This window comes from Nodularia harveyana UHCC-0300, from assembly GCF_034931085.1.
Taxonomy (GTDB): Bacteria; Cyanobacteriota; Cyanobacteriia; order Cyanobacteriales; family Nostocaceae; genus Nodularia; species Nodularia harveyana.
On sequence record NZ_JAYGHG010000034.1, the window covers coordinates 14264 to 26956 of the forward strand.

General features: G+C 41.4%; 9 protein-coding genes. 3 read left to right on the top strand and 6 right to left on the bottom strand.

Annotated features, from left to right (window positions below):
* The first annotated feature begins 117 nt into the window (after positions 1 to 117).
* The 3 genes from VB620_RS17290 to VB620_RS17300 all read left to right on the top strand — a co-directional run bounded on the left by VB620_RS17290 (position 118) and on the right by VB620_RS17300 (position 3382).
* Positions 118 to 732 (top strand): anti-sigma factor family protein, encoded by a 615-nt coding sequence (locus VB620_RS17290; RefSeq protein ID WP_323197387.1) that lies wholly within the window; start codon positions 118 to 120, stop codon positions 730 to 732.
* A 166-nt stretch (positions 733 to 898) separates the two neighbouring features.
* Positions 899 to 2974, top strand: a complete 2076-nt coding sequence (locus VB620_RS17295; RefSeq protein WP_323197388.1) for a TonB-dependent receptor plug domain-containing protein — start codon at positions 899 to 901, stop codon at positions 2972 to 2974.
* 111 nt (positions 2975 to 3085) lie between these two features.
* Positions 3086 to 3382, top strand: coding sequence for a hypothetical protein (locus VB620_RS17300; protein ID WP_323197389.1), 297 nt, complete (start codon positions 3086 to 3088; stop codon positions 3380 to 3382).
* 76 nt (positions 3383 to 3458) lie between these two features.
* Here VB620_RS17300 and truB read toward each other — a convergent pair whose 3' ends face one another.
* The 6 genes from truB to VB620_RS17330 form a co-directional block, all read right to left on the bottom strand.
* Complete coding sequence (gene truB, locus VB620_RS17305) at positions 3459 to 4331, bottom strand: tRNA pseudouridine(55) synthase TruB (RefSeq protein WP_323197426.1); 873 nt, start codon at positions 4329 to 4331, stop codon at positions 3459 to 3461.
* A 285-nt stretch (positions 4332 to 4616) separates the two neighbouring features.
* The gene (locus VB620_RS17310) at positions 4617 to 6356 is read right to left on the bottom strand and encodes an alpha/beta hydrolase (protein ID WP_323197390.1); all 1740 of its coding nucleotides are present in this window, start codon (positions 6354 to 6356) and stop codon (positions 4617 to 4619) included.
* A 539-nt stretch (positions 6357 to 6895) separates the two neighbouring features.
* Positions 6896 to 7813: a DMT family transporter gene (locus VB620_RS17315; RefSeq protein ID WP_323197391.1), complete on the bottom strand. Its 918-nt coding sequence runs from the start codon at positions 7811 to 7813 to the stop codon at positions 6896 to 6898.
* 179 nt (positions 7814 to 7992) lie between these two features.
* Positions 7993 to 9174, bottom strand: coding sequence for a GNAT family N-acetyltransferase (locus VB620_RS17320; protein WP_323197392.1), 1182 nt, complete (start codon positions 9172 to 9174; stop codon positions 7993 to 7995).
* A gap of 143 nt (positions 9175 to 9317) precedes the next feature.
* The gene (gene ligA, locus VB620_RS17325; protein ID WP_323197393.1) at positions 9318 to 11351 is read right to left on the bottom strand and encodes an NAD-dependent DNA ligase LigA; all 2034 of its coding nucleotides are present in this window, start codon (positions 11349 to 11351) and stop codon (positions 9318 to 9320) included.
* Positions 11352 to 11505: 154 nt separating this feature from the next.
* Complete coding sequence (locus VB620_RS17330; protein WP_323197394.1) at positions 11506 to 12621, bottom strand: serine/threonine-protein kinase; 1116 nt, start codon at positions 12619 to 12621, stop codon at positions 11506 to 11508.
* Between the last annotated feature and the right edge of the window lie 72 nt (positions 12622 to 12693).

The following is a 12693-nucleotide window of genomic DNA, read 5'->3' on the forward strand; positions in this document are numbered from 1 at the left end:
AATGTTTCAGAATAATGATCTCTGTTTAGAGTCCCGGAACCATCTCGATAAAATTTCCTAAAATTATCAGTATTTCTCGCTGATTTTACCCGCATATGAATTGGTCATAATGCTACAATGAATACTAATTCTCCATTTGATGATCGTGACCATCGGCTAAATTCACAAGATTTTTCTGATGAGACAGGTCAGCATACCAATGAATCAACGGGTGCTATGGATATGGTGAAGCGCGATCGCTTCGAGTTATTAAGTGCTTACCTCGATGGCGAGGTGACAGCTAGCGAAAGCAGGGAAGTGGAGGAATGGCTAAAAAATGATGCCTCAGTCCAACTCCTGTATAGCCGATTACTAAATCTACGGCAGGGTTTACGGAATATACCAGTCCCCGCACCCTCACAGTCGCCACAAGTAACTTCCCAGCAAGTACTACAGCGTCTGCGCCGCCGCTCCCTTCCCATTTGGGCATTTGGCGGAGCTGCTATAGCAGCTTGTATGATTGGTGCAGTATCTGGATTTATCCCCGGTGGTGGATTCAAAACACTGCAACTAGCGCAAAAACCATTGGAGCCAACAGCAGGTAAGGCGCAGCCTGTGGTTTCCAATTCTCCCCTGATGGTGGCTTTAAATAACCCAGTCATAGAAATTCCTAAAGCGGCCATAGCCTCCCCGGAAAATTCGGTGAATTTGGATTTGCCGATACTAGGTGAAATTGAACCAAACATCAACTAATCAGCATTGGAATGAGCGGGTTAATTACCTTGTTAGTCAACTCGCTCACAATCCATTTGTTTGAATATGGCTGTAACAGTAACTATGACAGGATGTCTTTTGACATTATTTTATAGTGGAAGCAAAAATACTACTTAGTAATTTTTACTTAAAGTAAGAACACCAAGTGAGCAAGTATTTTTTTTTCCTATCAGCGGCCTTACAAATTTTATTCATAGCTTCTCCCTCTCTGGGTAGTGACACAGAACAGGTTAACTCAAGAATTTTGCACTTGAGTGAAATTGATTTACCTGTTACTAGTGCTGAATTATTAACTCAAGAATCTATACCAATTGAAGTTAAACCGGAAACTCAGCCAGAAATAGAATCAATTCCCAGCGATGAGCCAGATATTTTTCTAGAAGTCACCGCAGAACAAGACACTGTGCCTGAGTCTACCCCTGTGTATGTAATCGACCAAGCAGAAATTCAACAACAGGGTGCGACAAGTGTCGCCGATATCTTAAAAAGAATGCCTGGTTTCACCATCAATAATGTGGGACACGGTGCAGATATTCACACAGGTACATACTATCGCGGCGCTTCAATTAATCAGTCAGTATTTTTAATTAATGGTAGACCAATTAATAATAATGTCAATACCTATCATGGCGGAACTGATTTAAATAGCATTCCGGTAGAGGCTATTGAACGAGTAGAATTGTCTAGTGGCGTAAATTCTGCTTTGTATGGTGCATCGGCATTCGGTGGTGTAGTTAATATCATCACCAAAGAGGGTTATGGTCAACCCAGATTAACTGGAAGTACAGAATTTGGCTCCTTAAATTTAAATAATCAACAGGTGAGTTATGCTGGCTCTGTGGGTGATGCTCGCTATAACTTCAGCTTTGAAAGATATTTTATCGATAATCGTTATCGCGTTCCCCTGGGTGCGGCTAATCGTGATCCTGAAGGATTTTTATCGAATGCAGACACAGCCACCAGTACTTACTTTGGCAGCATTGGATTAGATTTAGATAGTAAAAACTCTTTAAATTTCGATGTTAAAACCCTCAGCAGTCGTCGCGGCTTAATTTATTTCGGTTTTCCTTTACAAAGGGATAGATTAGACCATGATGGACTAAATGTGGGCTTATCTTGGAAAACCCGCTTGGGCGAAGGAGAAAGTTCTAATCTCACCACCACACTCGGTTATAACAAAGATTACTTCAGCACTTATGGCCCTACGGTATTTGCGGGGCAAGAATTTAACCGTACAGGTGTTTTAGATACACAACAACTAACAGCTAGAGTAGATCATGCATGGAAATTAACACCCAGTAATCAATTACGCTGGGGATTAGATTTGCAGAATACTAATTTAAATGGTGATACTTTTAGTACCAGACCTGATAGAATTTCTCTGAACGAGACTGAAAATAGAAATGTGTTAAATACAGCTTTATTTGCTGTGAATACTTTAAATATTAGTAATAATTTCCAGGTTGATTTGGGGTTAAGACAAAGCTTTGATGGAGAGTTTGGTAATTATCTTAACCCTAGCGCTGGGTTACGTTATGCGCTGTCGCCAACAGTTGCAATGCGCGGAAGTTGGGCTGGGGGACAACGTAATCCTGGTTTAGATCAATTATATGTTTATGATACTGTTCACGGTTGGGAACCTAACTCAGATTTAACACCGGAAACAGGTTCCTCTTGGACTGCGGGAGTGGATGTCAAATTAGCAAATAATTTAATTGGCCAGTTTACTTATTTTGGTAGTAGTTTAGATAATCGTCTGGGGATTATTGCGGGAAGATGGGAAAATATTGGTTTAGTTAATACTAATGGTTTAGAGGCGGCTTTAAGGTTACAACTAGCTCAGAACTGGTCAAGTTTTGTGAATTACACTTATACAGATGCTCACATCAAAAGCGGAGCAGAAAGGGGTTTACAGTTAGGTTTTATTCCTTATTCTGTGGCTCAAGCTGGTGTGGGTTATCAAAATTCCGGCTGGAATGCTAATTTATATGTTACCTATAACAGTGGGACTCGCCGCGCCTTTTTTAATGTCCCTGGTGAAACCAGCCGAGATTTTGCACCTGCTTTCTTAAATTTAGATTTGAGTGGTAGGATTCCTCTTAACAGTAATTTGGGACTGACGATTTATTTAGAAAATTTACTGGGTGAGCAATATGAACGAGTTAATCGGATATATAGTCCTGGGTTAACTCTGCGTGTGGGTGTCACTTCAAATTTGTAATGATTTGTAGTAAGAACTTGACTCTACATATTCTCTCAACCCAATCAATTACATCACTTCCCGGTGTTATGAGGTACATAATATAATTGGAAATCGCTGTATAATGGCTGAATGAGAGCCAGAATTGAAAATACTATCCTATTTATTAATAAAGAGGACTTACCAGCCTTTAAAAAGGGTGGGTCGGTGGTGAGAAATTCATACTTTTGGGCGCTACATTCCATTGCTGGTCGGGCTACCCGTAATCATGATTGGGAGTATGAACCAGAGGTGTGGTTAGCATTAAGGCGAATGCTGTTGTCCTTCGCTGAGTCTGGATATTTGGGTTATAGGGAAACTTTGTTAGAGTTTCCTCTATCCCAAGGAGAAATTCCGGCTGTGTTAAAAGATGCTGCGACTTGGGAGTAAATCCTAAAAATAGGAACCACAAAGTACGCAAAGAAATCAGAGTTTTAGAGATTAAAGAAGTTGGGGTGGAAGTTGGTTAATTTTTTAAGACTGTTGTGGGTATGAGTAAGTTATCCTCTAGTTTGCTGATACCGAGAAAGGCAGTTTCTTGATCGTAGACTCTGACTATACCGGAAAAATCGAGAGTGTGAGGGATTTTTTGCCCATGACACCATTTTTGTGCGGACAGGGTGGGTAATGTAACGCTTGGTAGGTGTTCTAAGGCGATATCGGGGATGCTGGGTTGAAATGTCCCGGCTTGTAGTTGGTTTTCTAAGTCTGTTAAGGTGAGGCTATCTGTGAGGTTAAAACCACTGCTGGCTGTGCGGATTAAGGCGGCCAGGGTTCCCCCAGTTTGTAGGATTGCGCCTAAGTCACGAGCGATCGCTCTAATATATGTACCACTTCCACAGGCGATCGCCACATCTAATTCCGGGAAATCTCCGTCTCGCCAATCTAAAATTTCTGTGGAAAAAATTTCTACCGTCCGTTTAGGTACTTCTACGGTTTGACCTTGGCGGGCTAAGTCGTAGAGGCGTTTGCCATCTACTTGAATAGCGCTGTAAATCGGCGGTATCTGCTCTATTTTACCCTGAAATTGGGCGATCGCTGTCTTAACCTCAGCAAAATCCAATCCCGGACAAGATTGAGATGTAATGATTTCACCTTGCAAATCATCGGTTGTGGTTTGCACACCCAAGCGGATAGTGGCTTTGTAGGCTTTGTTTCCTGGCAGATATTGTAATAGTCTGGTAGCTGTACCCAAGGCGATGGGTAACACTCCCGTAGCTGCTGGGTCTAAAGTTCCAGCGTGTCCTACACGTTTGAGGCGCAAGAGTTTTCGCACCCGCGCCACGCAGTCGTGAGATGTCCAGTCAAAGGGTTTGTTTAAGTTGAGAAAACCTTGCACAGTTAAATTATCTAATTTAACAGATAAATAGGAGGAACGAACCACGTTCGCGTTAGCGTCTCCCCTTGGGAGAAGAACACGAAGTACACAAAGAAAGAAGGAAGGAAGGAAAGAAATTCAGCGCAGCTTTACACAGAAATGGTATAAGGATTTCCGGTGTATTTAGCATTCCTAATGTAGTTTAGTTTTTTCCTGCTTACCAAAAACTCTCACTTCAAATCCAGATTCCTCTGCGTCCTCTGCGTCTCTGTGGTTAATTATTCCGTAATTTGCTTACCATCCAACCTATCTCTGACGCAGTATTGCAATAACAACATCTAATATCCAGAAGCCAAAATCTGTGATGGGGTTGGCGGGTTTTGATTTGAAGCTGTCACCGCTAATGGCTTGTGCTAATTGGGTTTGGCTGAAAGTTTGGACGAGTTTTAAGCCCAGCGATTCACGGGAAATACTATTAGTATAAGCTGCATCCAGATAGGGAAGGTATTGTGATTTCGCGGCTACATAGGTTTGAAAGAAGGGTAAACTTAGGAGGTTGATGTAGTCACGAGCTTGGGAAGCATCCCCAGTTATGTCTGTGGGTAATGAGACTTGTTGACTGGCGGGGTTTCCTTCACCAATAGTAGAAAAGTGGGTTCCACCTAACAGCATGACGAGATATTTAGGGGCATTTTGCAACCAGGAAAAAGGTTGAATTTGCTCGTATAATGCTGGGGCGACACTATCTCCACTACTACTGACAATCATGACAGGGGTTTTGATGTGGCTAAAACCTGCTTGACCAAAAATTGAACTGGTGATGGGGTTAACGGCGATCGCTGCTTTTACTCTGTCATCCTGCAAGTTATACTCTTGATGAGAGTCCTGTTTCAAAGCTAAAGCACTACATTGAAATAATAATGACATATTCCAGGATTGATTCAGAGCCTCTGGTGTACAGTCATTTTCTAATTGGGGAAAGTTGATTTCCGCACCAGCTAAAGCCAAGGCTGTGTAACCGCCTAAAGATTGACCAAAAACTCCGACTTGTTGCAGATTTAACCGACCTTGAAACCGCGAGTCAGAATCGTTAATTTGTTCCAGTTGATTTAAAATATATTTCACATCCAAAGGCTGGTCTTGAAATTCATCTGGTTCGATAACTGCATTGCTGGGATGATGCAATGATGTACTACCAGGATGATTAGGAACCACTACAGCCAAGCCGTGAGAAGCTAAATGTGTGGCTAAATATTCAAAGTTACTGCTGTCTGTACCCAAACCATGAGAAATCACAATTACAGGTGCGGGAGTCTGGACATAGGGGATGTAAACATCAGTTAGCAACAGACGATGGCGTGTGGAGTCCAAGAATTTCAGTCTGTGTTTTTGCAACTGAAACTTCCCCGGATGACGTAAATCTGCTAATTCTAAGAAGTTTACAGGTTTGGGGATGGTTGCGGCTTCTAAATAAGATTGTTTTGTGACTGCGGTGATAGCGCTTTCAGTTTGATTAATGACGTTTTCTAGTTCTCTGGCGAGGGAAAAGCTACGCCTTAAATTAATATGAATGTTGCTATAGGGATATTTGCGTAACAGATTTAAGAGTGTTAAACCTCCTGGTTCATCAGCAGCTGCAATTAATGCTGATCTTAAACTATTAATTCCCTCTTGTGATTGATGACTTTGGGGTTGAATTACTTGCGCCAAACGGTGGAGGAGAAATTCACCTTGGGGTGTGTAGAGAAATTGAGAAAGTAGCAGAGGACTAACTTTCACTGGGGTGAGTAAAATTCCCTGCAATTTTTCAAATTGTTTTGGTGGTAGGTATTGCTGATAAAGTGCTAATTCCTGATTAATTACACCATCTTCGGCGTATTTTTCTAAAGCTGTGACTGAAATGGATGTGGCGGAAAGAGTCGCATAAATTCGCTTTGCGGTCATTATAGAAGTATTAATTCCTAATGTTACCAGCAGTATTGCTAGAACTAGCACGAGCGAATTTCTTTTCAGGGTGCTTGTCCAATTATCAAACAAACTATTCATCGCTCAACTGTTGTGGTGATTTTTTTGCACTAGGTGTTGGTTTTAGTAGTTATTCATGCGCCCTGGATAATGCCGATTGTTTGCCTAATTTTTAGTAATTCCTCTGGATGTATAGGGAGGAGAAAGGGGAAACTTAAATATGATCAAGATACATAGATAGAGTAATTTTACAGTTGGTTAAAGATTCAAGTTTTACAGTCTACTTGATATGATTCATCTACCTTGAGGACTATCTTCTAAGAGTAATCATATTTATATCTGTACTTAATTTAAATAGATAAACAGGAAAAAAATGAACCATATTCCGAAAGGTAAATACACTGTAAATACTTACCAATTAAAACCTCTACTAATTAACTTTATTTCCACTTACTGGTAAACTGCTGTATTGAAGCGCAGATTGATCACCCGGATATTCATGAATCAATTGTATTCATGATTTATCCTAAACTTGTAGATTCCCAGATGGCAGTTATTACAAAATGATAACAAACGATAATTTGATTTGCCTCAGTATTTTAAGGTAAATTTTAATATATCTAATTAGCTTTTTGTGAGGCGATCGCTACTGAACCAATTACTACTAAAACTGTGCCAAATATGCCAATTTTTGTCAGGTGTTCTGTGGCAATTAGAGAAGGTGAAAATACTGATGTCATCGCCACTGATATTAATGTGACCATGGGTGCTAAAGCCAAGATAGCACTAACTTTTGATGCTTCCCAATGTGCTAAGGATTCGGCAAAAGCACCATAGGCGATTAAGGTGTTAAAAGCACAAAATAGCAAAACTAATAAATAGAAACTATTCAATGTAAAAATTGTTTGTAATTGAGCAAAAGGGGTGAATAATAAAGCACATCCGCCGTAAATAATCAGCATAATATGAGCGGAAGATAAAGATTGTAATAATTGTTTTTGACATAAGGCATAAATCGCCCAAGCTGCTGCGGCTAAAATAATTAAACTACTTCCAAAAATATAAGTATTCTGGGCTGTAATTAAATTGGTCAGTTGGTCACGAAAGAATACAATGTAACCAGAGGTGAGGATACTGACACCAAGCCATTGCAGTGGTGTATAATGTTCTTGGAAAATTACTAAACCACCGAAACTTAATAATAGGGGTGCTACTTGAATGAGAACTTCAGCGTTAGCAGGGGAGGTTAAGGCTAGACCTTGCATAAACAGGAAGTAATTAGATGCTAAAAATAAAGTAGCGATCGCTAATAAGATTCCTGAACTAGACCATAATTGTGTCCGTGTAGGTAATTTCCCCCTGACTCCTAAAAACACAGCCAGTAGCCCAAAGGACACCACAAAGCGGAACCAAATAATGGTATAAACATCTAGAACTTGCAGAGTGACTGTGAGTGCAATCGGTAAAATTCCCCACAAAAAAACTGTCAACAGCGATAATGCTAGACCCAAACGCCAGCGACCAGAACTCTGATGCATAGTTTTTAATTCGTAATTCGTAGTTCGTAGTTCGTAGTTCGTAGTTCGTAATTCGTAATTCGTAATTCGTAGTTCGTAGTTCGTAATTCGTAGTTCGTAATTCGTAGTTCGTAATTCGTAGTTCGTAATTCGTAATATTTCCTTCGGAAACGCTGCGCGAACGTAGTTCGTAATAAATACTAGAAGAAATCAGTCATCCCTGGAGAGGAAGCGGCAAATATTTGTGTAGCGGCTAATAAGGCTGTTTCTGTAGCCTGGATTTGTCCTGTTAGCTGTAATTGGTGGGGAGTAAAAAGACTGGTATATAAAGGTACTAATCCTGAAATGTCCAACTGCAACTCACCTTTACCACCTTTGATGACATTACCTTTTCCATTAGTCACAGAGAGGATAAATTTACCATTATTAGCAGGTAGTAAGTCATCTTGAACTTGCAAGTGTAATTCTGTGGAAACTCCTGGGGGATAACCGCGTATTTCTAAGGCTTTGACTAAATTGACAATTCGCAGCATCCAGCGCTGATGACTGGTAATTTTAGCAGTTTGTTCTGGGAGCGCTAATGTGAGATAATCAATTACAGAACTTTTCCATTGCACTTGGTCAACTTGGGAACGATGACGCGCAATAAATGACCACCAAGTTGTGATAGCTGCATTGGTGAGCATTACCCAATCTTTCACCAGCATGATTGTACTATCTGGGGTGCGTTGTTGGGTAAAGATGATGTAGCCTTGGGGTTGGTCTGGGTTCCCAATTAAATAAGCGTAAACTGTTTCTTGAGCATCTGGTTGAGTTAATCCTTGCCAAATTGCGGGATGTCGGTTTAAAGAACCGTGAGTGAGTTTGGCTTGTTGCTGATATAAGTCGTGAAAAATGTGATGTTGTTCAGCAACTACAGGATGTAAAGGTAAAGATGGTGCTGTTAACCGGATATTTTCAGTAGAAATTTGCCAAGTGGAATAATTTCCTGCTTGTTCATATCCTGCTTTGCGGTAAAGTCTTTGAGTTGCGGGATAGAGTGCGGAAATGGGAACTTCTTGCTGATGCAGTTCTTGTAGAGTTTTTTGAATGAGTGCGATCGCCGCGCCACTACCACGGTATTCTGGAGCAATACCCACTGCTGCAATTCCAGTCATTGGTACAGACTCACCACCCCACCATTGACCCATAGGAATCATTGCTAGTCCACCGACCACTTGCTGATTTTGATGGATAACGCGAAACTTATCCACACCCAGACGCTTCATGTAGATAGCGCTATCACCAGCAGACATGATAAAACATTGCTCAAGGATATATCCCAGCTGCTGCATATCCTCAGCCTGAGAAAGATGACTATATGTAAAATTATCTCTGTTCATCTGTAGTCAGTTAAAGATTTCAGTGTACAGCACAGTCATATACATACATAACGGCGGACAAAGATACCCTCCCTCATAAGACTTATAATAATTAGAGAAAATATTTTCTCTTCTCTCTGTGTCCTCTGCGCCTCTGTGGTTGGTTAATCTTCCAGCATTTCTAATAACAGCGATTCAGTTAACTGAGTAATTCCCAAAGCTTCAGCTTTTTCCAACTTAGAACCCGCATCTTCACCTAATAGTAAATAATCAGTTTTTTTACTCACCGAACCAGTGACTTTACCCCCAGCTTTTTGAATTAATGCTTTAGCTTCATCTCGTGATAAACTAGGGAGAGTGCCAGTAATTACAAAAGTTTTACCAGCTAATTTAGAACTACTAGGATTTGTGGTACTTTCCGGGGTAGTCGCCAATTGTAAACCTGCGGTTTGCAGACGTTCAATTAACAGTTGATTAGCAAGAATGCGGAACCACTGAAATACAGATTGGGCGATTTCTGCACCGATACCATAAATACCTGCAATATCTGATTGCTTGGCGGTCGCTAACTGTTCGACGGTGGGATATTTCTGAGTTAATAGTTGAGCATTGACGCTGCCAACATGACGGATGCCTAAACCATATAATACTCTAGACCAAGGCTGATTTTTGGATTGGGCGATCGCATCAATTAATTTTTGGGCTGATTTTTCTCCCATTCTTTCCAATACACACAAACGTTCTTTTGTCAACTCATATAAATCAGCGACGGAATGCACTAAATGTCTATCCACCAGTTGATGTACTAGCTTTTCCCCCATACCCTTAATATCCAAAGCATCCCGACTTACCCAATGTTCAATTTCCCCTTTGAGAATAGCGGGACAGGAAGCATTTACACAGCGCGTCACCGCTTCTCCAGATTCTCTGACCACTGGTTGATCACAGACTGGGCAATGGGTGGGCATAATAAAAGGTTGAGTATCATCGGGACGGAGTTCTGTTAACACCCGCACCACTTCCGGAATGATTTCCCCAGCTTTGCGAACAATCACAGTATCACCAATGCGGATATCTAATTGCTGGATGCGATCGCTATTATGTAAAGTAGCACGAGAAACAGTCGTCCCCGCCAATTGTACCGGACGCATCTCAGCCAAAGGAGTTAACGCCCCAGTGCGTCCCACATTCACCGAAATATTTTCCACCCTAGTAGGTGCTTCCTCAGCTGCGTACTTCAATGCGATCGCCCAGCGAGGAAACTTCTGAGTAAAACCTAACTGTTCTTGTAACTTAAAAGGATTTAACTTCACCACCACCCCATCAGTCATGTAGGGTAAATTTAGGCGTTTCGTATCCCAATATTCATAATATTCAGCTATTTCTGCGACGGAAGCACATAACCTATGATTGGGGTTAACAGGAAAACCCATCTTTGCTAATAATTCCAAAGCTTCCCATTGAGTATTCGCAATACTTGCATCATCCATCCCCGAAATGTGCAGAGTATAAGCAAAAAAATCCAACCTTCGCGCCGCAACAATGCGGGGGTCTAATTGTCTAAGTGTACCAGCTGCCGCATTGCGGGGATTAGCAAATAAATTTTCCCCAGCCTTTTGGCGTTCGGAGTTAATTTCTTTAAACACATCCAAAGGTAAAAAAGCCTCACCCCGGACTTCTATCTTTTCTAAACTTTTCGCACCAGCAAAATTCAACCGTAAAGGAATAGAACGAATAGTCCGGACATTTTGGGTAATATCTTCACCAACCACCCCATCACCCCTAGTCACACCCCGGACTAAAACACCATTTTCATAAGTCAAAGCCAAAGCCGAACCATCAATTTTCAGTTCCGAGACATATTCCACCCCATCTATTTTAGGTACTTGTCGCCGCCAACGCTGATCCCATGTTTGCAATTCCTGAACATTAAAAGCATTTTCCAGACTGTAGAGAGGAATATTATGACGTACCGAAGTAAAATGTGTAGCTGGTTTCTCACCCACGCGCTGAGTCGGACTATCCGGTGTAACTAACTCTGGATATTCAATTTCTAACTCTTGTAACTCCCGATAAAGCTGGTCATAGACAGCATCTGCCATCATCGGTGCATCCAGGACATAATAAGCATAGCTAGCTTCTTGCAACAACTGGCGCAATTCTTCTACACGCTTAACTTCCGACTGACTTTGTATCATTATAGCGATCGCAAATTACCTAGCTAACAAACTTAATTTTCCCAGATTACTAGCAGTAATGCCAGTCATACTTCCATCACCAGAACGAAAACAGAGAAATCCAACTCCACTCCTCCTTTGCGACTTTGCGCCTTTGCGTGAGAAAAAAAATCCTCTAACCATTATTATTCCCCAGATACTTAGCCTTTAACTCCTCCAATTCCTTATCCATAGCGTTGTTCTTCGCAGGGGGAGAAATTGGTTTTGGTGGTTGTGCTGGACTTGGCTGAGGTTTACCACCACCCAAAATTTGAGTTTTCACTTCTTCCAACTCCAACTCAATTTGACTAGGAGATTTCTGTACAGACTGTGGTGGTGACTTTGGTTTAGCTATGGTTGCTGGTATAGCGACAGAGGGAGATTGATTTAAATCTTTGAGGACTACATCTGCTGTTTGATAACGGCGAACAGGAATACTGACTAGCATCTTTTCCAGGATGCGATTTAACTGGGGACTGAGGGGAGTTTGTAGATTTTGTTGCCAAATCCAACTATCATTATTAATATCATAAGAATCAAAAGGCGATCGCGCAGTTAAAAGATGAATACAAGTAGCACCTAAACTGTAGATATCACTGGCAAAAATCGCCCTACCTCTGATTTGTTCTGGGGCGACATATTCCGGAGTACCAATACTTGTACCTGTTCTATTTAAAGCCGTACCCGTCGCAGATTTAGAAGCGCCAAAATCCACCAAGACTAATTTAGCATGGGAATCCCGCAAAATATTTTCCGGCTTAATATCCCGGTGAATCACACCTCTAGAATGGCAGAATTGTAACACTGGCAATAAATCTTTAAGTAATCGCCATATCTGCGCCTCACTAAAAGCCCCATTTTGCGCCAACTCATCAGCTAAATTTTGCCCATCAATAAATTCCTGTACCAGATACTGTCGGTCATCTTGGGTAAAATACGCCAGAAGTGCGGGAATTTGGGGATGTTGTCCCAAATCATCCAACTGTACCGCCTCTTGAGTAAATAACTCCACAGCCTTCTGCAAAGTATTAGTACCTTGGGCTTGGGGGTAAAATTGCTTAATGACGCAGGGCGGTTTAGAAGGTTTATCCTCATCCACCGCCAAAAAGGTTTTACCAAAACCACCTTGTCCGATAGGTTTAATGGCGCGATAGCGGTCTTTCAGCAGTAATTTGGAACCACAATTCAAGCAAAACTTGACATTATCGGGGTTTTCTGGCTGGGAACAATGGGAATTTAGGCAATAACTCATGGAGGTTTGGCACTCTTACTATCCTTATTTTGCCTTGTCTGAGACAGAAGGGTGATGAATTAGTTTCACGCA